The following is a 24682-nucleotide window of genomic DNA, read 5'->3' as shown; positions in this document are numbered from 1 at the left end:
TGCTGATCGAGTAGCCCGCACCGCGGGCGTATCGAGATCCACCACCGCAGGCACGTCGGCCACCGGGTCTCGATACGCGGGCCTGCGGCCCGCTGCTCGACCAGCATGGAAGGCGAGCTGCGCTCCCTGTTTTTCACGGGCGCGGGCGCTCCATGCTGATCGAGTAGCCCGCGCAGCGGGCATATCGAGATCCCCCACCGCAGGCACGTCGGCCGCCGGGTCTCGATACGCGGGCCTGCGGCCCGCTGCTCGACCAGCATGGGAGCTGCGGCCCCGCTGCTCGACCGGCAGGGGAGGTACAGGCTGCCGCGGCGACCGGTCAGTCCCGGTAGCCCTCGATGATCTGGCGGGCGAGGGTCGTGATCGGCGTGGAGGTCGAGCGCGAGCGGGAGCGGAGGATCTCGAAGGCGCGGTCGACGGTGGTGCGCTGGGAGTAGGCGATGATGCCCTTCGCCTGCTCGATCAGGACGCGGCTGTCGAGGGCGCGCTGCAGCTGCTCCTGGGTGACGGTGCTCTCGCGGAGCGCGCGCTGGTGCAGGATGCCGATCGTCGCGACGTCGGCGAAGGCCTGCACGACGGCGATGTCGTCGGGGTCGAGGGTGCCGGTGCCGGCCTGGAAGAGGTTGAGCGAGCCGATCGTGGTGCCCCGCGAGCGCATCGGCACGCAGTGCGCGGCGCGGACGCCGAGGTCGCGCGAGCGGGTGCGGAACTCGGCCCAGCGGTCGTCGACCGCGAGCGTGTCCGGCACGATGACGGGGCGCCCGGTGTCGTAGCACTCGATGCACGGGCCGGCGGTCTCGAGCTGCAGCAGCTCGATCAGGCGGGTGTCCTCGTCCGTCGAGGCGAGCACCTCGAGCGTGCCCTCGGGGCTGGCGAGCACCAGGCCAGCCGAGACCGCGTCGAAGAGGGTCGCGCTGCTCTCGACGAGCGTCTGCGCGAAGTCGACGACGTCGTAGTCGTCGACGAGCGTGTCGGAGAGGGCCACGAAGGTCGCGATGACGCTCCGCTCGCGGGAGTTGATCACCATGAGTCGTCCTGAACGGTGAGCGGGCGGTCGGGGAAGCCGTCCTGGCGGGCGACGATGTCCTGGGCGACGTCGACCAGGGGGCGGTGCTGGGCGAACGCGTGGGCCCTCAGCAGCACGAGGGCGTCGTCCGAGTCGATGCGGTAGCGGGCGATGATCATGCCGGTCGCCTGGTGGACGACCCTCCGGGACCCGGGGTTGCTGCTCACCTCGTCCGCGTCGTCGTGGAGCACCGCGGCGAGCACCCGGAGCGAGGTGGCGGGCGACTGCGCCGAGATCTCGGTGAGCGCGGCGTCGTCGAGGGTGATCGGGGCGCGGGTGTAGAGGTCGACGGCGCCGATCGAGAGCCCGGCGAAGGTGAGCGGGAAGGCGAACACCGAGCGCACGTCGAGGGCGTCCACCGCCTCGGCGAAGAGCGGCCAGCGCACGTCGGTGCCGGTGTCGAGCAGGGACACGGGGGCGCCCGCGGCGATCGCGTCCCAGCAGGGGCCCTGGCCGAGGTCGAGCTGGATCTCGTCGAGCCGCGCGGCCGTCGGGTCGCTGGCGGCGATCGTCTCGCCGCCGAACGTGCGGCCGAGGGTGGAGATGGCGACGCCGTCGATCGGGTACCCGCGCAGATACGGGTCGCAGAGGACGGCGGAATCGGTCATCGCGCCTACCCTAGCCGCCGCGGTGCCGGGACGCGCGGGCCGGAGCGACGAGGCGGCCGCCGGCAGCGTCGACGCGTCGGCGTCGGCTCCGCGCCGTTCAGGCCGCGTCGGGTGCGTCGTCGTCCTCGGCGTCGTTCGTGAGGATCGTGATCGCCGTGAACGGGGTGATCAGGATGATCGCGGTGCTGGCGCGGCCCTCGCCGTGGTTCACGGTGAGCCACTGCGGGGTCTCCGCGGCGAGGGCGGCGTCCACCTCGACCCGGAACTGGGCGGCGGTGCGGTCGCTCACCGTGGAGGGCGCTCCGTCGGAGAGGATGTCGAGCCGGCGCATCAGTGCGCCTCCCGGTCGATCGTGCGGACGTGCTCGGTGTCGGGCTCGGCGACGACGTAGAGGCCGCCGGCGGAGTTGGCGAGATCGGTGAGCGCGGCGATCCAGGCGGGGTTGATGCGGGGCATCCGCCCGCCGAAGTACTTGTAGCGCAGGCCGACCGCGGGATGCAGCCAGATGGCGCTGCGGCCGTCGCCCATGCTGTGGTCGTCGCGCCAGCTGAGCAGGAAGGACTCGTTGCGGCGGAGCTTCGCGGTGATGACGATCTGCAGGTGCGCGAGCACCCGGTCCTCGAAGTCGATCTCGACGGATCCGTCGTAGAACAGCTTTCCCATCGCCGTCTCCAGCCTTCGTCACAGCCGGCGGGCGCCCGCGTGATCGACACCTTTCTCCAGTTCGACTCCGGCGGCAACCCCGACGGACTCTCGCTTCCATCCCGTCCCCTCCCCGATCTGTCAAGGACCTCCCCCGGCGCGGGGACCGCGACCGAGCATGGTCGGCATGAAGCACATCCTCTTCGCGGACAAGACCATCCTGCTCGGGGACGACGCGGCGGACGCCCTGGTGGCGTACGCGGTCGCCCTCGGCGCGAACCGGACGGCCGACCGGGTCGAGTACACGGGGATCGGGGCGGACGGCGCGACGATCCAGGTGTCGTTCCTGCTGAACTCCGGCGCGTCGCTCGTCTCGGAGACGACGCCGTCCGAGTTGCCCGAGCCGGACAACCACGAGGAGGTGCAGCGGATCCGCGCGCGCACCGAGGCGCTCGTCGGGTCGCACCCGGTCCAGCCGGGCGACGGCGGTCTGACCTCGGACTTCGACGTCGAGAGCGCTCTCGACTACTGAGCGGTTCCTCCCGGTCGAGGGCTGATGAGAAAGGAGTCGACATGGTCTGCGAGTTCTTGGTGTGGGTGCACCTGGCCCGGAAGACGCCGGTGCGCGCGGCCGTGCGGGGCCGGGTCTACGAGATCGGCGCTCCCGAGCGCCCGGACGGCGAGGTGCTGCTGACGGTCTGGACCGGAGGGCGCGCCGTCGGTCAGGTGCTGGCGACGGAGCCGCCGGTCTTCCGCCGTCTCGGCCCGCGGGCCGCCCCTGAGCCGCAGCCGGTGAGCGGCATCCCCGACCTGCTGGAGTGCGCGGCCGGGCTGCGTTAGACCGAGCGGGTCCGGGTGCGTGCCGGTCGAGTGGCCCCGCCGGGGCGCATCGGGCGAGGGTGGATCTCGATACGCCCGCTGCGCGGGCTGCTCGATCAGCATGGGGCGGGCCGCTGCGCGGGCTACTCGATCAGCATGGGGCGGGCCGCTGCGCGGGCTACTCGATCAGCATGGGGCGGGCCGCAGCGAGGGCTGCTCGATCAGCATGAAGGGGGCTGCAGCGAGGGCTGCTCGATCTTCGTGAGGGGGCCGCTGCCCGGGCTGCTCGATCTTCGTGAGGGAGGCCGCTGCGCGGGGCTCGGTCAGCATGACGGGTCCGCTTCGCGGGCTATTCGATCAGCGGAGGGGCCGCTCGAACGGTGTGAAGCGATCGAGCGCTGCAGAACATCAGCTGAGAAGGGGTGGCCTCCGCTGTCAGGGGAGGCCCCCTGCTCTCAGCTGATGTTGTGCGCACACCCTGCTGGTCGAGGAGCCCGGGGGTGTCTCGAGACCTGGACGCGGTTCGACGGTGGATCTCGGTGATCCCTCTGCGCGGGCTACTCGATCAGCGTGCAGCGGTCGAGGGCCAGCTGGGCGAGGGTCTCGGCGTGCAGGCCGAGCAGGGCGTCGTCGAAGACGGCGGACTCGGAGTGCATCGAGGGGGCGCCCTCCGCCGGCAGACCGGGCGGGCGGGTGCCGAGGAAGAGGAGCGTGCCGGGGATCTCGTCGAGGACGTAGGCGAAGTCCTCCGACGCCATCGACGGCGCGGGGAGGCGGAGCACGCGGTCGGCGCCGTGCCGGGCGGTGAGCGCGGCGATCACCCGCTCGGTCTCCTCCGGGTCGTTGTGGGTGACGGGGTAGGAGTCGATGAACTCGGTCTCGACGCCGCAGCCGTGCGCGGCGGCGATGCCGGCGGCGAGCTCGGCGAGCGAGGAGCGCACGAGGGCGAAGGTCGTGCGCGAGAGGGTGCGGATGTTGAGCATCAGCTCGACCCGTGCGGCCAGGACGTTGGGCGCGGTCGAGTCGCTGACGATGCTCACCACCGAGACGACGGCGGGGTCGGTCGCCGGCACGCGGCGGGCGACGAAGGTCTGCAGCGCCTGCACCAGTGCGGCCGCGGCGGGGATCGGGTCGACGGCGAGGTGCGGGAACGCGGCGTGACCGCCGGTGCCGGTCACGGTGATCCGCATGCCGCTGGCGCTCGCCATCATCGGGCCGGAGCGGGTGACGAAGAGGCCGGAGTCGGTGGAGCAGTCGACGTGCATCGCGAAGGCGGCGACCGGGCGCTCGCCGGCGGCGTCGAGGACGCCCTCCTCGATCATCAGGCGGCCGCCGGCGAAGCCCTCCTCGCCGGGCTGGAGCATCAGGACGACGGTGCCGGCGAGCTCGTCGCGCCGGGCGGCGAGCAGGCGGGCCGCGCCGATCAGCCCGGCCATGTGCAGATCGTGGCCGCAGGCGTGCATCGCGCCGTTCGTCGCGGCGAAGGGCAGGCCGGTCGCCTCGACGACGGGGAGCGCGTCCATGTCGGCGCGCAGCAGGACGACCGGTCCGGGGCGGCCGCCGCGGAGGACGGCGGTGATCGAGCCGAGGCCGCGGCCGGTCGTGATCTCGAGGCCGAGCGGGGCCAGCTCCTCGAGCAGCAGCGCCTGGGTGCGCGGGAGCGCGAGGCCGAGCTCGGGGTCGGCGTGCAGGCGGCGGCGCAGTCGCACCAGGTCGTCGTGGAGGCCGGGGATCACTGGGGGGTCTCCGGCCGCATCGAGGCGTGCACGCGGCGCATCCGCTCGGCGAGCGCGGGGTTCGAGTACGGCCCCGGCGCGTCGAGCGCCGTCGTGACCCGGTCGACGACCTCCGCCGGCTTGTCCTGGCTCATCTTCTCCTTGGCCTCGATCCGGGTGACCCGGAGCCGGAAGCCGACCGTGCCGTGCACGATCCGCTCGGCGTAGGCCGCGTTCTCGGCGCTGATCCGGAGGCGGAACGGCTCGGGCAGCTCGTCCTCGAAGTGGTCGACCAGCCGCTCGAGCACGGCCAGGTTCTCCTCGTCGCTCAGCGGCTCGGGCACGCCCCAGACGTGCACGGCCGCGAAGTTCCAGGTCGGCACCGCCCGCGTCACGCCGTACCAGCTGGGCGAGACGTAGCCGTGCGGGCCCTGGAAGACCACGGCCAGCTCGGACTCGCCGAGCCGGTGGGCGCGCTCGTCGGGCCGGCCGACGTGGCTGACCAGCACGAGCTCGTCGGGGTCGGCGCCGGGCAGCGGCTCCTCCAGCAGGAACGGGTAGTGCGAGACGACGACGCCGTCCTCGGTCGCGCTGACCATCGTCGCCCAGGGCGTCGCGCGGATCAGCGCGCGGATCTCGGCGGGGTCGGTCATCGCGTACTCGGCGTTCTCACGCATCGGCGGTCCTCTCGGCGCGGGCGGCGGTCCGAGCCAGGATCGCAGCGAATTCCGGCCAGAGCTCCACGGGGATGTCGTGGCCCATCTCCTCGTAGAGGTGCAGCTCGGCCTGGGGGAGGATCCGCGCGGTCTCGAGTGCGGCGCTCCAGTGCAGGCTCTGGTCGCCGCGGCCGTGGATGATCGCGACGGGCACGGTCACCGCCGCCATCGCCTCCCGCCGCTCGAGCGGGCCGCGCAGCAGCGCGTTCCACTGCCGGACGAGGCCGGTCGGCGTGTAGGCGCGGTCGTAGTAGCGGGCGCCGAGGGCGGCGCTCGCCGCCTCGTCGAAGGGGAAGCCGGGCGACTGGTAGTGCCGCTGGCCGCCGACGAACATGGCGATGTAGGCGTCGCGGTCGAGGACCTCCGGGACCTCGGTGATCGGCTCGCCGGTGTGCTCGCCGACCAGGAACTCCGGCGCCGAGCTGAGCGAGGTCGACATCAGGCCGAGCGAGGCGACCCGCTCCGGGTGCAGGATCGCGACGAGCTGCGCGATGTAGCCGCCCATCGACATGCCGGTGAGGTGCGCGCGCGCGATCCCGAGTTCGTCGAGCACGGCGACGACGTCGAGCGCCATGTCGGCGAGGTCGTAGCCGGCCGTGGTGTCCTCCGGGCCGCCGGTCGCCTGGCTGAGGCCGACGTCGCGGTTGTCGGTGCGGACGACGAAGAAGCCGTGCTCGGCGAGCAGCTCGCAGAAGCGGTCGTCCCAGCCGATCAGCTGGGCGCCGCCGCCGTGCAGAAGGACGAGCGGGCGGCCGGCGGGGTCGCCCGTCGTCTCGTAGTGCACGGCGACGCCGGCCGGGGTGGTGATCAGGGGCATGGCGGGAGGGTCCTGTCGGGGAGGAGGGAGTGGCTGTGGAGAACGAGCGGCCTGCGCGGCTTGTGGAGGAGAGACGGCCTGTGGAGAGCACCGGTCCTGCACGGCCCTGTGGAGGAGAGACGGCCTGTGGAGGAGACCGGTCCGGCACGGCCCTGTGGAGGAGAGTCCGTCAGAGCGCGGACCAGGTCGGCCGGCCGGCGAGCAGGGTCGCCGCGACGGGTGTCGTGCGCAGCTCCGCGTCGTCGGCGGTCGCCGGGTCGCGGTCGAGCAGCACGAGGTCGGCCGCGGCTCCCACGGCGACGGTCGCCCCGCGGGTGCTCGCCGCGAGCGCGACGTCGAACGGCAGCCGCTCGGCCGGGTGCCAGGCCTCGCGGCCGTCGCGGCGGCGGCTGACCGCGGCGGCGAGCGAGATCCACGGGTCGAGCGGGGCGACGGGCGCGTCGGAGCCGAGGGCGAGGGTCGCGCCGGCGGCGTGCAGCGAGGCGAAGGCGAAGGAGCGGTCGGTGCGGCCGGCCCAGTGATGGTCGGCGACGTCGCGGTCGTCCATCGCGTGCTCCGGCTGCACGCTCGCGACGAGCCCGAGGCGGCCGAAGCGGGCGAAGTCCTCGGCCGCGACGAGCTGGGCGTGCTCGATCGTGCCCGCGAGTCCGAGCCGCTCGAAGACGTCGAGCACCTCGGCGTTCGCGCGGTCGCCGATGGCGTGCACGGCCGGGAGGATGCTGGCGTCGCGGGCGCGGATCAGCAGGCCCTCCACCTCCTCGGGCGCGACGCTCAGCACGCCGCAGGGGTGCGGGTGGTCGGCCGCGATCCCGGGGTAGGGGTCGAAGCAGTAGGCGGTGCGGGTGTTCAGCGAGCCGTCGACGACGATCTTGAGGCGGCCCATCCGGGCGAGGCCGGCCGGATCGAGGGCGTCGCCGGTGCGCAGCCCGCGGGCGATCGCGTCGTCGAGCCGGTCGGGCCAGACCGAGGTCTCGACGCGCAGGGACGTGACGCCCTCCGCGATGCGGGCCGGCCAGGCGCGGGAGTTGTCGGCGTTCTCGAACTCGACGATGCCCACGACTCCCCGGGCCGCGGCGGCCTCGGCGGTCTCCCGGTAGGCGGCGACGGAGGGCAGGCCGACCGCGTCGATCAGGTCGAGCGTGCCGATCCACTCCGTCTCGCGCAGCACCCCGTCCTCCGGGATCGACAGCCCGAAGCGCCGGCCGGCCGCGCTGTTGAGCCAGCCGCAGTGCAGGTCACCGCTGATCAGGACGACCGGCCGGTCGGGCGCGATCGCGTCGAGGGCGGCGCGGGTGGGAGCGTCCGTCCAGAGGCCGTCGCGGAAGCCGTAGCCGATCAGCACGGCGTCCTCGCGCACCGGCAGCGCCGCGCGCATGATCGCGACGGCCTCGGCGGCGCTCGCCGCGGGGGCGAGGTCGACCCGCTGCCGGCGGACCACCCACTGGGTGAAGTGCACGTGCGCGTCCCAGAAGCCGGGCGCCACGAAGCGGCCGTCGGCGTCGAGGGCCTCGGTGCTGCCCGGCAGCGTTCCGGCCGGGGCGATCTCGGCGATCACGCCGTCGCGCAGCAGCAGGTCGGCGGGGGCGTCCCGCCCCGCGAAGATGGCGGAGCGGATCAGGAGCTCGGTCATGCGTCCTCCAGGTCGAGAGGCCGGCCCATCACGGGCACGGCCCGGAGCAGCTGCCTCGTGTACGGGTCGGCGGGATCGGACAGCACGGTGTCGGTCGTGCCGTGCTCGACGAGGCGCCCGCCGCGCATCACCGAGACCTCGTCGCTGACGTAGCGGACGACGGCGAGGTTGTGCGAGATGAAGAGCATGGTCAGCTCGAGTCTCTGCTGCAGCTCCCGGAGGAGGTTGAGCACCACGCCCTGCACCGAGACGTCGAGCGCCGAGGTGATCTCGTCGGCGATCAGCACCTGCGGCTCGGCGGCCAGCGCCCGGGCGATCGTGATCCGCTGGCGCTGCCCGCCGGAGAAGGCGGTCGGGCGGTCGTCGGCGCGCGCCGGGTCGATGTGCACCAGGTCGAGCAGCTCGCGGACGCGGTCGTCGCGCGCAGCGGCGGAGTGGCGCCGGCCGGTCGCGAGCAGTCCCTCGGCGATCGAGGCGCCGACGCTCATCCGCGGGTCGAGTGCCGACAGCGGATCCTGGAACACCATCTGCACCCGGCGGCGCGCGGCCCGGGCCGACGGCTCGCGGCTGGTGATGTCGACGCCGTCGAGCAGGATCCGGCCGGAGTGCAGCGGGGTGAGGCCGACCGCGACCCGCGCGACCGTCGACTTGCCGGAGCCGGACTCGCCGACCAGTCCGTGGGTGGTGCCGGGCCGGACCGTCAGGTCCACGGCGTCGACGGCCGTGGTCGCCGAGCGGCCGTGGCCGAAGCGCACGGTCACCGCCTCGTAGCGCAGCTCGCTCATGCGGTCAGTGCCTCCTGGTCGTGGGCGGGCAGGTCGTGGGCGGTCCGGTCGGCGGAAGGCGGCTCCTCGTCGATCGCCGCGATCACCGGGAGCAGCGCGCTCCGGTCGGTCGCCATGTCCGGCACGCAGGCGATCAGCCCGCGCGTGTAGGGGTGCCGCGCCTCGTCGAGGCGGTCGGCGGCGATCTCCTCGACCACTCGACCGTCGCGCATCACCACGATCCGGTCGCAGAAGCCGCTGACCAGCGCGATGTCGTGCGAGATGAAGAGGATCGCCGCTCCGGTCGCGGTCTGCGCCTCGCGCAGCGCCTGCATCACCTGCCGCTGCACGGTGACGTCGAGCGCGGTGGTCGGCTCGTCCGCGATCAGCAGCCGCGGCGTGCCCATCAGGCCCATCGCGATCATCGCCCGCTGCCGCATGCCGCCGGAGAACTCGTGCGGCAGCCGGCCGACCCGCTTCTCGGCGTCCGGGATGCGCACCAGGTTCAGCTTGTCGATCGCGCGGCGCAGCGACTCGGCGCGCGGGGTGCGGGCGTGCACCTCGCTCGCCTCGCGCAGCTGGCGGCCGATGGTGAGCGCCGGATTGAGCGAGGTCAGCGGGTCCTGGAAGATCATCGCCTGCTCGAGGCCGAGGCGCCGGCGCTCGCCGGCGTTGGGCACCGCGGTCATGTCGATGCCGCGGAAGACGAGCTGCTCGCTGGTGACCAGCGCGTCGGGGCCGAGCAGCCCGGCGACGGCGCTCGCCGTGACCGACTTGCCCGAGCCGCTCTCGCCGACGATGCCGACGGTCTCGCCGGGCAGGATCGTCAGGTCCACGCCGTGCACGCGCTCGGTCATCGCGCCGTCGCGGCCGGGGAACGCCACGCGCAGCCCGGACATCTCGACGACGGGCATCGCATCGGTGACGGGCGCGACGACCTCGTCCGAGCGCCGGCGCTTGACCGCCTTGACCGGGCGGCGGCGCGAGGACGACTCGCTGAACACCTCGCCGAGCAGCGCGAAGACGACGCCGACCAGCACCACGGCGATGCCGGGGCCGATCGCGGCCATCGGATCGACGTAGATCCGCTTCGCGCCCTCGTTGAGCAGCCGGCCCCAGTCGTACTCGGGCGCCTGGACGCCGAGGCCGAGGAAGGACAGCGCGGCGAAGGAGAGCAGCGTGACGGAGGCGTGCGCCGCCGAGTTGACCAGCAGCGGCGGCAGGATGTTCGGCACCACGTGCCGGACGGTCGTCCGCAACGGGCGGCTGCCGAGCATCCCGGCGGCGCGGACGTAGTCGCTCGACGACACCGAGGCCGCGAGCGTGCTGGTGAGCCGCGCGAAGACCGGGATGCCGGCGAAGCCGACGGCGAGCATCGCGCCGACCGCGGTCGTGCCCCAGATCACCGAGAAGAACAGCGCGAGCAGCAGCCAGGGGAAGGACAGCAGGATGTCGATGAGGCCCGCGATCAGCCGCTGCAGCAGGCGTGGCAGCAGCACCGCGACGACGCCGAGCAGCACGCCGCCGACGACCGAGATGCCGGTCGCGCCGAGGGTGAGCAGCACCGAGACCCGGGTGGCGACGACGACGCGGGCGAGGAGGTCGCGGCCGAGGTCGTCGGTGCCGAAGGGGTGCGCGAGGCTCGCGCCCTGCTGGCGGTCGGCGATCGAGCGCTCGGTGGCGAGGTCGCCGAAGAGGATCGGGCCGAGGATCGTCGCGAGGATCACCAGGACGAGGCCGACGGCGGCGGCGACGCCCTGCGGGGTGCGCAGTGACTCCGGGAGCCGGTGGGCGAGTGACGGGCGGGCGGAACGGGATGCAGTGCTCATGGCTCAGGCCTCCGCGATGGCCGACCGCGGGTCGAGCGCGGCGAGCAGCAGGTCGATGACGAGGTTGGCGGCGAGGACCAGGACGGCGTACATCAGCACGATGCCCTGGATCAGCGGGTAGTCCTTGGTGGTGATCGACGAGACGATCGTCGATCCGATGCCGGGGATGACGAAGACCGTCTCGATCAGCACCGTGCCGGCGACGAGGCCGGTGAGCACCACTCCGCCCGCGGTCAGCGTCGCCGTGACGATGTTGGGCAGCGCGTGCCGGAGGTAGAGCAGGTGCCCCGGCAGCCGCTTGCTGCGCGCGGTGGTGAGGTACGGCGCCTCCAGCACCCGCACCATCTCGACGTGCACGATGCGCGCGAGGTAGGCGAGCGGGCCGATCGCGAGGGCGAGCACCGGCAGCACCGCGTACTCCGGCCCGCCCCAGCCCGCGGACGGCGCGAGCGGCACGACGATGCTGAACAGCCAGATCAGCACGACCGCCAGCAGGAAGTTGGGGATCGCGATCACGACGCCGAGCAGTCCCGAGACGCCGAGGTCGAGCGTGCGGTGCTTGCCGGCGCGAGCCGAGACGGCCGTCGCGACGCCGATCGGGAACGCGCCGAGCGCGGCGACCGCGAAGGCGACGACCGAGAGCATCAGCGTGGCGGGCAGCCGCTCGGCCAGCGTGCTGCCGACCGGCCGCTGCGTGCTGATCGAGGTGCCGAGGTCGCCGCGGAGCAGCCCGCCGAGGTAGTTCGCGAACTGCTGGCCGATCGGCAGGTCGAGGCCGAGGGTGCTGCGCAGCACCGCCACGGTCTCGGCCGGCGCCGTCGGGCCGAGGGCCGCGCGCACCGGGTCGCCGGGCACGAAGTGGACCATGAAGAAGGAGGCGATCAGGACGATCACCAGCGAGACCGCCGCGCGGGCGAACCGCTTGAGCAGGAAGGCGAGGCGCGGGGATCCGACCACGCCGAGCAGACGATCCCCCCGGCGCGGACCGGCCGCGGGCGCGCTCGGCGGGGAGGCCGGTGACAGCGGGGCCGTGGGTCGCACCGAGGGGATCGTCATGGTCAGCCCTGCATCCGGATCGTGGTGGGAGCGACGGTGCCGGGACGCTCGAGGGTCGCGCCCTTGACGTACATCGGCGACTCCGTCTCGGCGAGCGGGAAGACGTCGACCCGCTCGATCAGCTCGGCCTCGGCCTGCTTCCAGACACCGCAGGCTTCGTCGGCGCTGCCGGCGCTGAGCGCCTGCGTCGCGAGGGCGTTGTACTCGGGGTTCGAGACTCCCATGAAGTTGTAGCCGCCGTTCTCGCTCGTCTCACCGAGGAAGAAGAGGCTCAGCACCACGGGGCTGGAGGGGGCGAGCTGGATGAAGCCGGTGTCCCAGTCGTAGCTCTGGTAGAGGTCGGTCGACCAGCCGGCCGAGTCCTCGGCGACCAGGTCGGTCGTGATGCCGAGCTCGTTCCACTCCTGCTGGACCTCCTCGGCGGCGGCGCCGTGCGAGGGCGTTCCGGCGTCGTAGAGGAAGCGGATGGTCAGCGGCTCGCCGTCCTTCGCGCGCAGTCCGTCGGAGCCGAGCGGGTAGCCGGCCTCGTCGAGCAGCTCGCCGGCGGCCTCCACATCGGTGTCGGGCAGCGTCCACTCCGGGCCGCCGGCGACGCAGGTGAGCGGGATCTGGTTGACCAGCGAGACCGAGTCGACGGCGTTGCCGTCGGTGACCAGCTCGCCCACGGCGTCGCGGTCGAGCGAGAGGGTCAGCGCCTGGCGGACGCGGACGTCGGCGGTCGGGCGGTCGGCGCGCTCGTTGAAGAGCATCTCGCCGATCGGGTTGAGCACGCCCTCGGTGTCGAGGCCGGCCGCGTCGAGCCGCTGCCGGTCGGCGCCGATGACGGAGGCGGCGTTCAGCTCGCCCGAGATCAGCAGGTTCGCGGCGGTCGCCTCGTCGGTGATCACCCGCGCCTCGATCTCGTCGGGCAGGCCCTCGGTGTCGCTGGTGACGTCGTCCGGGCCCCAGGTGTAGCCGTCGCGCTTCGTGTAGGTGTAGTCGGAGCCGGGGCTCGACGCGGTCAGCGCGTAGAGCGCGGTGCCGTTGGTGGTGTCGGTCAGGGTCGACGGGTCGTCGAGGCCGGCCTGGCAGACCATCTCGATGCTGCCGGTGCCCTGGAGCAGGAACGGGTTGTTGGCCGTCGAGGTGACGGTGACGACGTTCCCGTCCGCGGTCGCCGTCATGTCGGCGGTGACGTTCGAGCCGAACCAGAACGTGCCGTTGTCGGCGTTGGCCTGGTAGGCGAAGTTCGCCGCGGCCGTCTCGGCGGTGAAGGGGGTGCCGTCGGCGCAGGTGATGCCGTCCTTCAGCGTGTACGAGATCGAGGTGGGCGTGCTCTCCCAGCTCTCGGCGAGGAAGGGCACGACCTCGCCCTCGGGGGTCGTGTAGGCCAGCGAGTCGTAGCCGAAGGTGACCATCGCGCGCTGCACGAGCGAGACGCCGGTGAACGGGTTGAGGCTGCCCGGGTCGTCGTTGATCGCGAGGGAGAAGGTGCCGCCCGAGACAGGGTCGGCGCCGGACGCGGAGCCGCCGGCGGGGGCCGAGCAGGCGCTCAGGGCGAGCAGCGCCACCAGCGAGCCCGCGGCGACGGCCGGGACTCGGAGCGCTGTGGTGCGGGGAGAACGGGTCATGATGCGTCCTTCGGGGAATGCAGGGCGAGTGGTGCAGGACTCCCGATCAGGGCCAGCGGGCCCGCGGCCTTCACGGAGACTTTGAGCGACGCGCTGGCCGAGTACGACAGCGGCGTCTCGAGCACGTCGACGATCTCGACGAGCCGCGGATCGGCGCCGGCCTGGATCGCGCGCTCGATCGCGATCCGGCCGGCGGCCTCGATCGCGGCGGCGCGGTCGACGTGGTCGCACAGCTGGTCGGCGCGGCCGCCGGCCAGGGCGATCGCGGCGCCGACGGCGTTGGCCACATTGCCGCGGTCGGGGCGGAGCACCTCGCTCGCGCCGTGCACGTGGTCGGGGACCAGGAAGCCGCCGCCGCCGACGACCACGAGCGGCAGGCCGACACGGCCGAGCGACATCCGCTCGACGGCCGATTCGATCCGGTCCTGCGCGACGGCGAGGGCGTTGCCGAGGGCGGAGCGGGTGGCGCGGTCGAGGGCGGGGAGGGCCCTGCCGGGGATCATCCCGGGCAGCTGCATCGCGGCGGCGTCGGTGAGGGTGGCGGTCGCGCCGCCGAAGAGCAGGCCCTCGCGGGCGATCCGGTAGCCGACCGAGTCGGTGGTCGGCACGCCGGTGGCCGTGTCGACGATCGTGCCGCCGCCGATCCCGACGCTGAGGATGTCGGGCATCCGGAAGTTGGTGCGGACGCCGCCGATCTCGCGCGGCAGGGTCGACTCGCGGGGGAAGCGGTCGACCAGCACGCCGAGGTCGCTGGTGGTGCCGCCGATGTCGATGATGATCGCGTCGTCGGCGCCGGAGAGGAACGCGGCGCCGCGGATCGAGTTGGCGGGCCCCGAGCCGATGGTGAGCACCGGGTAGCGGGCCGCGTACTCGACGGCCATCAGCGTGCCGTCGTTCTGGGCGAAGAAGGTGGCGGCGTCGAGGCGCTCCTCGTCGACCACCGTGAGCAGGCCCTGGGTGACGTCGCGGGCGATGCCGTGCAGCGCGGCGTTGAGCACGGTCGCGTTCTCGCGCTCGAGCAGGCCGAGCGCGCCGATCTCGTGGCTGAGCGAGACGGGCAGGTCCACGCCGACGTGGTCGGCGACCAGCGCGGCGACCTCAAGCTCCTGCTCCGGGAAGGAGGGGCTGAAGATCCCGCAGACGGCGACCGCGTCGAAGCGGCCCTCGAGCGAGTCGAGGAAGCGGCGGACGCCGTCGACGTCGAGCGGCGAGATCGGGTAGCCGTCGATGAGGTGGCCGCCGCCGGCGAGCAGTGCGCCGGCGAGCACGGTGTCGCGGAGGTCGGCGGGCCAGCCGGAGAGCGAGGGGAACTCGGTCGAGGCGGGGGCGCCGAGGCGGATCACGGCGACGCGGCCGAGGTCGCGGCGGCGGACGATCGCGTTGGTGGCGTGGGTGGTGCCGAGCATGACGCGCGAGACGCGGTCGCGGTCGGCGCCCAGCTCGCCGAGCACCGCGGAGAGCGCGGCGCGGATGCCGCCGGTGACGTCCTCGGTGGTGGCCTGCTTGGTCCAGGCGGTCACGGCGCCGTCGGCGTCGAGCACGACGGCGTCGGTGTTGGTGCCGCCGACGTCGATGCCGACGGAGAGGTCGCGGAGTGCGGCGCTCATCGGGCCACCTCCGCCACGGCGCCGTCGAACGGCACGTAGTCGAAGTCGAAGTCGAAGGCGGCGGGGCCCGCCAGCTCGATCCCGCGCGGGGTCCGCCAGAGCGGGTCGCAGGCCCAGGCGAGCACGCTGACGCGCTGGCCGAAGCGGAGCATCTCGGTCGAGATCGCCTCGCCGGTCTCCGAGTCGAGGATCGAGACGAGGTCGGGGACGCTGACGACCACGCCGCCGTCCTCGATCACGACGAGGTTCTCGTTCTGGATCTCGACCCGCACCATCCGGCTGCGGTCGGCGCCGACGCCGTCGATCGTGACGGAGCCGCGGGTGAAGCCGCCCTCGGTGCTGCGGTCGATGTCGATCACCTTGCCGCCGATCAGCACGGCCGCGCCGAGCTCCTCGGCGATGTCGGTCACCGGGTCGGCGGAGGCGAGCAGGCGGCGGCCGACCTGGATCGCGCGGCTGACGGTGCCCTCGATCACGGCGCCCGGGGCGGTCTCGTGGGTGAGCAGGTAGTGCGCGCCGAGGGCGATGCCGCCGGCCGCGACGGTGAAGGCGCGGGCGTGCCGCTCCAGCCAGGCGATGTCGACGGTGCGGAGGACGGTGACGTTGCCGACCACGTCGCTCATCACCGCGAACTCGCTCGGCAGGCCGGCGACGTTCATCGAGATCATCGTGGCCTTCGGGAACGCGCGGCCCATGCCGTCCGCGTCGAGCACCGCGAGCCCGAGCTCCGCGGCCCAGCCGACCGGCGCGACGCCGTTGCTGCCGCCGATCTCGGCCGCCATCACGGTGGTGACCGGGCGGCCGATCAGGCGCTCGACCTCGCGCAGCAGCGTGTGCGCCTGGCTGCTCGAGCCGAGCATCTCGATGCCGACCGAGGGAGCGCCCATCCCGGACATGATGATGACCGCGTCGTCCGGGCCGAGGTCCGCGACGCCGACGACGCGCACCGGGCCGTTCGCCTCGATCGCGTTCTCGACCGAGAGCTGGGCGCCGTGCACCGAGCCGCCTCCGCCGGTGCCGAAGACCGCGCAGCCGGCGGCCAGGGGAGCGACGTCGTCGCGGGTGATCAGGCGGACGGGGCTCGGTCCGGCCGGGGGCGTGAAGCTCATGCTCCGAGGCTAGCCAGGGGTGCAAGCGGGCGGAATGTGCCGTCACCATGAGGAAACGGCCATGATTGTGCTCATGGCACAGACGTCCCTCCTCCACGTCCTCGAGCACGGCGAGCAGTTCGGCATGGTCTGCCGCGCGGGCGACCCGGCGGGCGTCTCGCTCGGCGGAGTGGAGATGCTCGCGCTGGAGGACGTGGGGCAGGCGCTGCCCGGGCACCTGGTGATCGTGCTGCACGGCGCGGAGCAGCCGCGGGCGTACCAGATCGACATCGTCATCCGGCGGGCGATCGCGGCCGAGGTCGCCGCGCTGCTCTTCGTCGGCGAGCTGGCGCTGGCCGAGACCTCGCGCTCGCTGGCCGACCGCGGGGCGCTGCCGGTGCTGACCGCGAGCGCGCCGCCGTCCGAGCTGGCCGTCTCGATCGACCGGCTGCTGCGCGGCGGGGCGGCCGAGGCGCTCGGCCGGGCCGAGCTGGCGATCGCCGCCGCCCGGGCCGCCTGCGACGGCGACCCGCTCGATGCGCGCTCGGCCGTGCTCGACGCGGCGACGGCGGCGCTCGGGATCGAGCTGCGGATGATCGAGGACCCGGCCGTCACCTGGAGCGACCCCGACGCGGTCTGCATCGGCGAGGTCGCGGTCGGGCGGCTGGTCGCCGAGCAGCCGGAGACCGCGGCGGTGATCGCGCTGCCGGTGATCGCCGCGCTGCTCTCGCGGGCCCTGCAGCGCGAGTCGCAGGTGCGCTTCGGGCCGGCGCGCTCCCGGGCCGACCTCGTGGTCGAGCTGCTGCTGGCGGAGTCCTCGCGCATCGACGCCCTCGCGGTGGACGCCGCGCGGGCCGGGCTGCCGGTCGCCTCCGCGCACGCCGCCGCCTGGATCACCCCGCGCCACCGCGAGGACGCCGAGCGCCGGCTCCCCGCCGCGCTGGTCGCGGCGATCGAGCTGAACGCCTTCCAGCTGACCGACGGCCGCGACGAGGTCTGGCACCTGGCGGTGTTCCACGACGACCTGGTGGTGGTGGCCTCGGAGGAGTCGGGGGCGCCGGACCACCAGCGGCGGGTGCGGGACGTGGCCGAGCGGCTGATCGCGTACGGCGGCGCGGTCGCGGGGGAGGGCTGGACGTTCACGGTCGGGCTCGGCACGCCGCAGTCCGGAGCCTCGGGGCTCCGGCAGTCGGCGACGGAGGCGCGGATCACCGCCGGCTCGGCCGTCGCCGCCGGCCGCCTCGGCGCGGTGGAGGTCACCGACGTCACGGGTCTGCGCCGGGTGCTGCTCGACTTCTACGCGTCGCCGCTCAGCCGCGCGCTGCTCGACGACGTGCTCGCGCCGCTCGACGCCCTCGGCGCCGAGCGCTCCGCCATCTCGGTCCGCACGCTGCTGGCGTACCTCAGCAACCGCAACTCCCTGGCGCGGGCCGGCGAGGTGCTGCTGCTGCACCCGAACGCCGTGAACTACCGCGTGCGCCGCATCGAGCAGGCGCTGGCCCTGGACCTCGAGGACCCGGACACCCGCTTCGCCCTGGAGCTGGCCTGCCGCCTGCGCGTGATGGCGACGACGCGCTGACGCGCCGGTGAGGGAAAGGCCGCGGCTGCGCCGCGTCATGCTGGTCGAGCAGCCCCGCAGGGGCGTATCGAGACCCGCCTTCGCCGGCTCGGCGAGTCTGCAGACTCGACTTCTGACGCTGATGGATCTCGATACGCCCGCTCCGTGGGCTACTCGATCAGCATTGGCTTCGCCATACTGATAAGGTGATCTTTCGGAGGAGCGGCGGCCCCCCGTCATGCCTCCAGCGAATTCCCCCAGTGCGCCTCTCCGGGCGCGAACCGTGACGCGCCGGGGGTCCTTCTCTTCTCGCAGGATCATCTCGGCGAGCGCTGCTGCGTGCTGCGCCGCGTCGACTGGACGCGGAGCGGGGGCTGAGTGGGCGCCGGAGCCCGGTACGGGTCCGTTCGCGCGGCAGGTGCACTGCGACTGGACGCGGAACGGGGTGCGGCCGTGCGTCGGAGCCCGATCCGGGTCCACTCGTGCGGATCCGGGGTCCTGTCAACACCTCGAAGTCTGAAGGGTTGTTCAGATAGCGTCGTCGACGAGCGGATCCGGAGTCGGCCGTCGTCGCATCCCCCCGCGGCCCCACGAGAGGGCGCCCGCCCGCGGACGCCGACCCAGGGCCGTGGCGACGAGGGCACCGTTCGCCCGCCGCAGGAGAGCCCCCACTCCCTCGCGACCGGTCGGACGCACGTCGCCGGGCCCCGCCGCTCCCCGCCCCCGACTGCGCGCCGAAGGATCTCGATGACGACTCTGCTGGACCCCCGACCCCCCGAAGGCCGACGCATCGCCGGCGAACGGCCGTGACCGTGACCGGCCTCGACGACACCCGCACCCCGCCACTCGAGAACGCGCGCGAGCTGGTCCTGCACGCCTGCCGCGTCGGGGACGCCGAACTGCAGTCCCACATCGACGACCTCTGGGCGGCCAAGGCCGACCCCGAGAGGACGCGCGGACTGCTCACCCGCTACCGGCGCGAGGTCGAGGACGCCCGCACCCTCCTCGCCGCAGCCGCGGACCCGCAGTGGTGGCGGTCCGCGACCGCCGAGCGGATCGAGGAGAGCTGCCGGGCCGCGAGGATCTGGGCCGAGGGCGACCCGGTCTGCGCCGACCTCGAGCGGGCGTTCGCGGCGCAGCTCCGGAGCGTCCTCGGGATCGACCTGGCGCAGATCCCGCGCCAGGAGCGGAACCGCTGACCGGCGGAGCGACGTGCGCTCCCTCGCGTCGGGAGCCGCTCCCACTCGCCCGGCGACGACGCGCTCCTGCGTGCGAGCCCACGCCGAGTCGGCCTCCCTTCGTGCAGGTCGAGCAGCCCCGCGGGGGCGCCTCGGGATGGTGAAGCCGCTTCGCGTCTCAGTGGTGAGGGAAAGGGCGCGGCTGCGCCGCGTCATGGTGGTCGAGTAGCCCCGCAGGGGCGTATCGAGACCCGCCGTCGTCAGCGGGGCGGGTCTGCAGACGTGTCCTTCTGGCGCGAGTGGATCTCGAGACGCCCGCTGCGCGGGCCACTCGATCAGCAGGGACATCGCCCTCTGAACAGGATGGTCCGCGCTCCCTCAGAGGACCGGTGCGTGCACAACCAAGGCTGGAAGGCGCGATCGGTCGAGAATTCGCGGTTCTCGGGGCTTCCAGCCTCAGTTGTGCACGCCCGCACGCGGACACCCTCAGCGCAGGACGCCCGAGACCGCCTCCGCCAGCCGGATCGCCGCCCGCTCCAGCTCCCGGGAGCGCGCGGTGACGTCGTCGGTCATGCCGACCAGGCAGGCCGCCGCGACGACGGCGCCGCTCGCGTCGCGGATCGGGGCCGAGATCGAGACCATGCCGGCGTCGTCGTAGGCCTGCATCGAGAGGACGCCGTCGCGGCGGACGGTCTGCATCCGGCGGAGGAACCGGGCCAGCTCGCGCGGGGTGTGCCGGGCCGGGAACAGCTGCGTCAGCTCGACCGGCTCGAGGTCCATCAGCATCGTCGGGCCACCGTCCGAGCCGACGATCGGGTGGGCGCGGCCGAGCCAGGGGATCATCGCGAGTCCGTCGCCGGCCAGCTCGAGTTCTTCCACGAGCGTGAGACTGCGCATCCCCGCGAGCACGGTCACGAACGCGCACGCGCGCAGACTCCGCGCCGCCTCGGCGACCAGCGGCCCGCCGCGCGACACGATCAGCGGAGCGGCCGCCGCCCGGAACCAGCCGTGCACGACCCAGGCGATCCGGAGCTCCCCGTCACCGCCGCGCTCGACCACGCCCGCCGCGACGCACGCGTCGAGCAGCCGGCCGGTGCGGTCGCGGCGCAGTCCGGTCGCGCGCGCGGCACCGGCCGCGGTGTCCGGTCCGTCGGCCAGGTGCTGGAGGAGTGGCAGCACGGCGTGGAGGGCGGAACCCCCGGCGGGAGGGGCGGCTGAGATCGTCGGATCGTCGCCGTCCGCCGTGTCGCGTCCCGCGCCGGCCTCCCGCGACCCGTCCAGCCCCGCCTCGATGCTCCGCCGCGCGACCGCCAGAGCCCGCCGGATCCGCGGCCCGTTCTCGCGCAGCCGCACCGTCGGCAGTCGCACCGCCAGCACCGCGGCGCACTCGCCCGCGGGCGTCAGCAGCGGCGTCGCGATCTCGACCCGCAGCCCCTCGGTCGTCTCCGCGACCGTCTCGTCCCCCAGCCCCATCGGATCCGCGGCCCGCGCGATCGCACTCCCCGGGTCGTCGATCCGCTCGCCGACCGCGGCGGGGGAGTGCAGGGTCCACGACGAGAGCACGCTGCCGATCACCCGCATCGACCCGGGCGCTCCGGCCGCCAGCACGACGGTCTCGCCGGTCTGCTGCGCCGCGAGCGTCAGGGCGAAGCGGAGCGACCGCGCGACCGGCGCCGCGGCCCGCCCCGAGAGCCGCACGGCCACCGCGCCCAGGCGGTAGCTGCCGTAGTCCGCGCCGCGCTCGATCAGCCCGGTCCGCTCCAGCTCCGCGCACAGCCGCGAGACCGAGCTGAGCGGCGCGCCGAGCTCGGCGGCGAGAGCGCCGACACCGAGCGGCGCCGTCGGATCCGGCCGCTCGCCGAGCAGCCGCACCACCCGCAGACCCGTCGTCACGCGTCCGCTCACGAGCCGCCCCTTCTGCAGAACCGTCAATCTCGAGGCGCTGGAATTGTCGCCAGCACGCACTGTAACAGCGCCGGAACCCGCCGTTCCTACAGTCGTCTCACTCGCCCGGCGGCGATCACGACGGCCCGCCGAGCGCGACGACGGCGCGCCGTCACCCGCTCCACGAACGCTTCCCACAGCCCTAGGAGTCCCATGAACCCGACCGTCCCCCGCCCCGCGAGCCGCACGGCGCTCCGCTCCACGCCGCACCCCGCCCGCCGGGCCGCCGTCGTCACGGCGGTGCTCGCCTCCGCGGCCCTCCTCGCCGGCTGCTCGGCCGACGCCGCCGCCACGACCGACGCGGAGCCGAGCGCCCTCTTCGAGCAGAGCATCGCCGACCTGGTGCCCGAGGACATCGCGGCCGCCGGCGAGATCCGCATCGCGAGCGGCCCCGGCTATCCGCCGCTGCTCGACCTCGCGGAGGACGGTACGACGCTCTCGGGCTCGCAGCCCGAGGAGATGCGCCTGATCGGCGAGGTGCTCGGCCTCGACGTCGTCTTCGAGGACATCAAGTTCGACGCGCTCTTCCCCTCGCTGGCCTCGAACAAGATCGACGCCGCAGCGGCCGCCTTAGGCGTCACCGCCGAGCGGCTCGAGACCGTCGACTTCGTCAGCGACTTCCTCGGCGGCACCACGCTGCTGGTCGAGGGCGGCAACCCGCTCGACCTCACGATCGACACGCTCTGCGGCCAGTCCGTCGGCGTGCTCAAGGGCTCGACCGAGAACGACATCACGCTGCCGAAATGGGACGCCGTCTGCACCGAGGCGGGCGAGCCGGCGATCGAGATCTCGACCTTTCCGACCGCGGCCGACGCCGTGCTCGCCCTGAGCTCCGGCCGCGTCGACGCGACGGTCAGCGCCGTCCCGCCGGCCGTCTTCCAGGCCGAGCAGTCCGACGGCGCGCTCGAGGCGCTCGACGTCAACTTCGAGCCGAGCCCCTGGGGCATCGCCTTCCCGGACGGCTCCGAGCTGGCCCCCGCCTTCCAGGCCGCCCTCGAGCACCTGATGACGACGGGCGACTACGAGGAGAACCTCGAGCGCTTCGGCGTCGAGGTCGGAGCGGTCGAGCAGGCCGAGCTCTACACCGACCCGGCCCAGATCAGCGGATGACCGCCGTGGAGCAGCGCGCGACGACCACCGCGCCGCCCGAGACCGTGGTCCCCGTCCGGCACTGGGGCCGGCGGGCCGCGACCGTCGTGATCCTCGTGCTCGCGGCGCTGCTCGCCCACTCGGTCGCGACCAATCCCAACTTCGAGTGGGGCAGCGTCTTCGGCTACTTCCTCGACGGGCGGATCCTCCGCGGACTCGGCACCACGCTCCTGCTCACCGTGATCGCGATGGTCGTCGGCATCCTCATCGGCGTCCTGATGGCCGTCGGCCGGCAGTCGCAGACGCTCGTGGTCGCCACGGCCGCGGGCGCGTTCGTCGCCTTCTTCCGCGGCACGCCGCTCCTGGTGCAGCTGATCTTCTGGTTCAACCTCGCCGCGCTCTACCCCGAGCTCAGCCTGGGCGTCCCGTTCGGCCCCACCTTCGCCAGCGCCGACACCAACGTGCTGATCAGCCCGTTCCTCGCCGCGATCCTGGGCCTCGGGCTCAACGAGGGCGCCTACATGTCCGAGATCGTCCGCGCGGGCCTGCTCTCGGTCGACCCCGGCCAGGTCGACGCCGCCGAGGCGCTCGGGCTGCGCAAGGCCCAGGTCTTCCGCCGGATCGTCCTGCCGCAGGCGATGCGGGTGATCATCCCGCCGACCGGCAACCAGACGATCTCGATGCTGAAGACGACGTCTCTGGTGAGCGTGATCGCGATCCCGGACATCCTCTTCGCCGCCCAGACCATCTACTCCCGCAACTTCGAGGTGATCCCGCTGCTCATCACCGTCAGCCTCTGGTATCTGCTCGTCACCACGGTCCTCAGCGCGGGTCAGCGGATGATCGAGCGGCGCTTCTCCCGTGGCGACCGGATCGTCCAGGGCCCGACCCCGCTCGGGGCGTTGCTCGCGAGCGCGAGGCCGCGGCCCGCCGCCCGAGGGGAGGGAGCGCTGTGACCGCGCCCATGGTCCAGGCGACCGGCGTGCACAAGCAGTACGGCGGCAACCTCGTCATCCGCGGCATCGACCTGACCGTCGCGCCGGGCGAGGTGACCTGCCTGCTCGGCCCGTCCGGCTCGGGCAAGAGCACCTTCCTCCGCTGCATCAACCACCTCGAGAAGATCGACGCGGGCACGATCAGTGTCGCCGGCGAGCTGGTCGGCTACCGCCGCCACAACGGCCGTCTGCACGAGCTGCGCGACGCCGAGATCGCGACGCGGCGCAGTGAGATCGGCATGGTCTTCCAGCAGTTCAACCTCTTCCCGCACCTCACCGTGCTGGAGAACCTGATCGAGGCGCCCGTCCTGGTCCGCCGCGAGAAGGTGTCGGACGCCACGGCCCGCGCCCGCGTGCTGCTCGACCGGGTCGGCCTCGGCGCCAAGGCGGACGCGTACCCGCGCTCGCTCTCCGGCGGTCAGCAGCAGCGGGTCGCCATCGCTCGCGCCCTCGCGATGCGACCCCGCCTGATGCTCTTCGACGAGCCGACCTCCGCGCTCGACCCCGAGCTGGTCGGCGAGGTGCTCGACGTGATGCGCGACCTCGCCGCCGAGGGCATGACGATGATCGTCGTCACCCACGAGATCGGCTTCGCCCGCGAGGTCGCCGACACGGTGACCTTCATGGACGGCGGCGTCGTCGTCGAGTCGGGGCCGCCCGAGCGGATACTCGCCCACCCGCAGCACGAGCGCACCCGCGCGTTCCTGTCCAAGGTCCTCTGACCCTGTCACCCGGGCCGTCGATCCCGGCGGCCCTCACCGATCCACGGAAGCGAAGCATCAGCATGGAGAAGTTCGACGTCGCCGTCGTCGGAATGGGCGCTCTCGGCAGCGCCGCCGCCTACCACCTGGCCCGCCGCGGCGCCCGGGTCGTCGCGTTCGAGCAGTTCGAGCTCGGCCACGTCCGCGGCGCCTCGCACGACACCTCGCGCATCCTGCGCACCTCCTACGGCGCCCCCGAGTACGTCCGGCTCGCGCAGTCGGCGTACCTCGACTGGGCCGACCTCGAGGCGGAGTCGGGCGAGTCGCTCGTCACGATCACGGGCGGGCTGGTGTTCTTCCCGGCCGGCAGCCCCTACTCCGCCGAGGCGTTCCGGTCGAGCCTCACCGAGAGCGGAGTCCCGTTCGAGCTGCTCACGCCGGCCGAGGTCACTTCGCGCTGGCCGCAGTTCTCGCTGCCGGAGGGCACGCAGACGGTGTACACCGCCGACTCCGGCATCGTGCACGCCGCCCGCACGGTCGCCGTGCTGCAGCTGCGCGCCCGGCAGCACGGCGCCGTGATCCGCGACCGCACGCCGGTCGAGGCGCTGCTCCCCGGCGAGGACGGGGTCGTCCTGCGCACCGCGGGCGGCGACGTGCTCGCGGGCAAGGTGATCCTCGCCGCGGACGCCTGGACGAACGAGCTGCTCGCGCCGCTCGGCGCCGAGATCCCGCTCGTCACGATGCAGGAGCAGGTCAGCTACTTCGCGCCGGCCGAGCCGAGCGCCTTCGATCGCGAGCGCTTCCCGGTCTGGATCTGGGAGGACGAGCACTGCTTCTACGGCTTCCCGACCTACGGCGAGCCGACGATCAAGGCCGCGCGCGACGTCTCCGACAACCTGATGGCGCCGCGCGAGCGCACCTTCGTGCCGTCGCCCGAGCTGCTGGAGGAGCTGACGGGCTTCGTCGGCGCCGTGCTCCCCACCGCCGGCGAGGTGCTGCGGACCGTCACCTGCCAGTACGCGCTGACGCCCGACCGCCGCTTCGTCCTCGGGCCGCTCGACGAGCACCCCGACATCCTGGTCGGGCTCGGCGCCGGGCACGCCTTCAAGTTCACGCCGACCATCGGCCGCGTGCTCGCCGAGCTCGCCCTCGACGGCGCGACCAGCGAGGACGTGTCGGCCTTCGGAGTGACCCCGCCGGTCGCGGCGCCCCTTCTGGGCTGAGGGCGCGGGAGGAGGAGCGTCCCCCTC

At 73.4% G+C, this 24682-nt stretch carries 23 protein-coding genes; 8 read left to right on the top strand and 15 right to left on the bottom strand.

Annotated elements, in window-relative coordinates; genetic code table 11:
• Positions 1-319: 319 nt before the first annotated feature.
• From C1I64_RS15080 to C1I64_RS15065, 4 genes are all read right to left on the bottom strand, one after another.
• Entirely contained in the window at positions 320-1027 is a 708-nt protein-coding gene (locus C1I64_RS15080) for a GAF and ANTAR domain-containing protein (RefSeq protein ID WP_123444556.1), read from the bottom strand.
• On the bottom strand, positions 1021-1674 hold the full coding sequence (locus tag C1I64_RS15075) for a GAF and ANTAR domain-containing protein (protein ID WP_127887769.1): 654 nt from the start codon (positions 1672-1674) through the stop codon (positions 1021-1023). The genes C1I64_RS15080 and C1I64_RS15075 overlap by 7 nt, the downstream gene beginning before the upstream one ends.
• Before the next feature lie 97 nt (positions 1675-1771).
• Positions 1772-2005, bottom strand: a complete 234-nt coding sequence (locus tag C1I64_RS15070) for a hypothetical protein (protein WP_127887768.1) — start codon at positions 2003-2005, stop codon at positions 1772-1774.
• Positions 2005-2337: a DUF7882 family protein gene (locus C1I64_RS15065; RefSeq protein ID WP_123737630.1), complete on the bottom strand. Its 333-nt coding sequence runs from the start codon at positions 2335-2337 to the stop codon at positions 2005-2007. The genes C1I64_RS15070 and C1I64_RS15065 overlap by 1 nt, the downstream gene beginning before the upstream one ends.
• 166 nt (positions 2338-2503) lie before the next feature.
• Here C1I64_RS15065 and C1I64_RS15060 point away from each other — a divergent pair, with 166 nt between their 5' ends.
• Both C1I64_RS15060 and C1I64_RS15055 read left to right on the top strand, forming a co-directional pair.
• Positions 2504-2848: a hypothetical protein gene (locus C1I64_RS15060; RefSeq protein ID WP_123706266.1), complete on the top strand. Its 345-nt coding sequence runs from the start codon at positions 2504-2506 to the stop codon at positions 2846-2848.
• A gap of 41 nt (positions 2849-2889) precedes the next feature.
• The gene (locus tag C1I64_RS15055; RefSeq protein ID WP_127887767.1) at positions 2890-3156 is read left to right on the top strand and encodes a hypothetical protein; all 267 of its coding nucleotides are present in this window, start codon (positions 2890-2892) and stop codon (positions 3154-3156) included.
• Between the two features lie 536 nt (positions 3157-3692).
• On the opposite strand, the gene C1I64_RS15050 is transcribed toward C1I64_RS15055, so the two are convergent.
• The 10 genes from C1I64_RS15050 to C1I64_RS15005 form a co-directional block, all read right to left on the bottom strand.
• Positions 3693-4871: a M20 metallopeptidase family protein gene (locus C1I64_RS15050; protein WP_208645141.1), complete on the bottom strand. Its 1179-nt coding sequence runs from the start codon at positions 4869-4871 to the stop codon at positions 3693-3695.
• Positions 4868-5527 (bottom strand): FMN-binding negative transcriptional regulator, encoded by a 660-nt coding sequence (locus C1I64_RS15045; protein WP_127887766.1) that lies wholly within the window; start codon positions 5525-5527, stop codon positions 4868-4870. Before C1I64_RS15045 ends, C1I64_RS15050 begins: the two co-directional genes overlap by 4 nt.
• Positions 5520-6383, bottom strand: a complete 864-nt coding sequence (locus C1I64_RS15040; RefSeq protein ID WP_127887765.1) for an alpha/beta fold hydrolase — start codon at positions 6381-6383, stop codon at positions 5520-5522. Before C1I64_RS15040 ends, C1I64_RS15045 begins: the two co-directional genes overlap by 8 nt.
• Before the next feature lie 169 nt (positions 6384-6552).
• Complete coding sequence (locus C1I64_RS15035; protein ID WP_127887764.1) at positions 6553-8013, bottom strand: amidohydrolase; 1461 nt, start codon at positions 8011-8013, stop codon at positions 6553-6555.
• On the bottom strand, positions 8010-8798 hold the full coding sequence (locus C1I64_RS15030) for an ABC transporter ATP-binding protein (protein ID WP_127887763.1): 789 nt from the start codon (positions 8796-8798) through the stop codon (positions 8010-8012). The genes C1I64_RS15035 and C1I64_RS15030 overlap by 4 nt, the downstream gene beginning before the upstream one ends.
• On the bottom strand, positions 8795-10606 hold the full coding sequence (locus C1I64_RS15025) for a dipeptide/oligopeptide/nickel ABC transporter permease/ATP-binding protein (RefSeq protein ID WP_127887762.1): 1812 nt from the start codon (positions 10604-10606) through the stop codon (positions 8795-8797). Before C1I64_RS15025 ends, C1I64_RS15030 begins: the two co-directional genes overlap by 4 nt.
• A 3-nt stretch (positions 10607-10609) precedes the next feature.
• On the bottom strand, positions 10610-11563 hold the full coding sequence (locus tag C1I64_RS15020) for an ABC transporter permease (protein WP_208110648.1): 954 nt from the start codon (positions 11561-11563) through the stop codon (positions 10610-10612).
• Positions 11564-11664: 101 nt separating this feature from the next.
• Positions 11665-13272, bottom strand: coding sequence for an ABC transporter substrate-binding protein (locus tag C1I64_RS15015; RefSeq protein ID WP_127887761.1), 1608 nt, complete (start codon positions 13270-13272; stop codon positions 11665-11667).
• Positions 13269-14879 carry a hydantoinase/oxoprolinase N-terminal domain-containing protein gene (locus C1I64_RS15010; protein WP_127887760.1) on the bottom strand — a complete coding sequence of 537 codons (1611 nt, stop codon included), beginning with the start codon at positions 14877-14879 and terminating at the stop codon, positions 13269-13271. The genes C1I64_RS15015 and C1I64_RS15010 overlap by 4 nt, the downstream gene beginning before the upstream one ends.
• On the bottom strand, positions 14876-15988 hold the full coding sequence (locus tag C1I64_RS15005) for a DUF917 domain-containing protein (RefSeq protein WP_208110649.1): 1113 nt from the start codon (positions 15986-15988) through the stop codon (positions 14876-14878). Before C1I64_RS15005 ends, C1I64_RS15010 begins: the two co-directional genes overlap by 4 nt.
• Before the next feature lie 73 nt (positions 15989-16061).
• Between C1I64_RS15005 and C1I64_RS15000 the strand changes: the two genes are divergently transcribed.
• Both C1I64_RS15000 and C1I64_RS14995 read left to right on the top strand, forming a co-directional pair.
• A complete protein-coding gene (locus C1I64_RS15000; RefSeq protein WP_208110650.1) occupies positions 16062-17546 on the top strand; it encodes a PucR family transcriptional regulator in 1485 nt (494 codons plus the stop codon).
• Between the two features lie 785 nt (positions 17547-18331).
• On the top strand, positions 18332-18724 hold the full coding sequence (locus C1I64_RS14995; RefSeq protein WP_127887759.1) for a hypothetical protein: 393 nt from the start codon (positions 18332-18334) through the stop codon (positions 18722-18724).
• A 465-nt stretch (positions 18725-19189) separates the two neighbouring features.
• On the opposite strand, the gene C1I64_RS14990 is transcribed toward C1I64_RS14995, so the two are convergent.
• Positions 19190-20608 carry an IclR family transcriptional regulator domain-containing protein gene (locus tag C1I64_RS14990; RefSeq protein ID WP_127887758.1) on the bottom strand — a complete coding sequence of 473 codons (1419 nt, stop codon included), beginning with the start codon at positions 20606-20608 and terminating at the stop codon, positions 19190-19192.
• Positions 20609-20800: 192 nt separating this feature from the next.
• Between C1I64_RS14990 and C1I64_RS14985 the strand changes: the two genes are divergently transcribed.
• The 4 genes from C1I64_RS14985 to solA all read left to right on the top strand — a co-directional run bounded on the left by C1I64_RS14985 (position 20801) and on the right by solA (position 24655).
• Complete coding sequence (locus C1I64_RS14985; protein WP_127887757.1) at positions 20801-21757, top strand: ABC transporter substrate-binding protein; 957 nt, start codon at positions 20801-20803, stop codon at positions 21755-21757.
• Positions 21754-22692, top strand: a complete 939-nt coding sequence (locus C1I64_RS14980) for an amino acid ABC transporter permease (RefSeq protein ID WP_127887756.1) — start codon at positions 21754-21756, stop codon at positions 22690-22692. Before C1I64_RS14985 ends, C1I64_RS14980 begins: the two co-directional genes overlap by 4 nt.
• Positions 22689-23453: an amino acid ABC transporter ATP-binding protein gene (locus C1I64_RS14975; RefSeq protein WP_279630176.1), complete on the top strand. Its 765-nt coding sequence runs from the start codon at positions 22689-22691 to the stop codon at positions 23451-23453. The genes C1I64_RS14980 and C1I64_RS14975 overlap by 4 nt, the downstream gene beginning before the upstream one ends.
• Positions 23454-23515: 62 nt before the next feature.
• A complete protein-coding gene (gene solA, locus C1I64_RS14970) occupies positions 23516-24655 on the top strand; it encodes an N-methyl-L-tryptophan oxidase (protein ID WP_127887755.1) in 1140 nt (379 codons plus the stop codon).
• Positions 24656-24682 lie beyond the last annotated feature (27 nt).

Source organism: Rathayibacter festucae DSM 15932 (assembly GCF_004011135.1).
Classification (GTDB): Bacteria; Actinomycetota; Actinomycetes; order Actinomycetales; family Microbacteriaceae; genus Rathayibacter; species Rathayibacter festucae.
The sequence above is the reverse complement of the archived record's forward strand: the minus strand, read 5'-3'. Positions and strand labels throughout refer to the sequence as shown.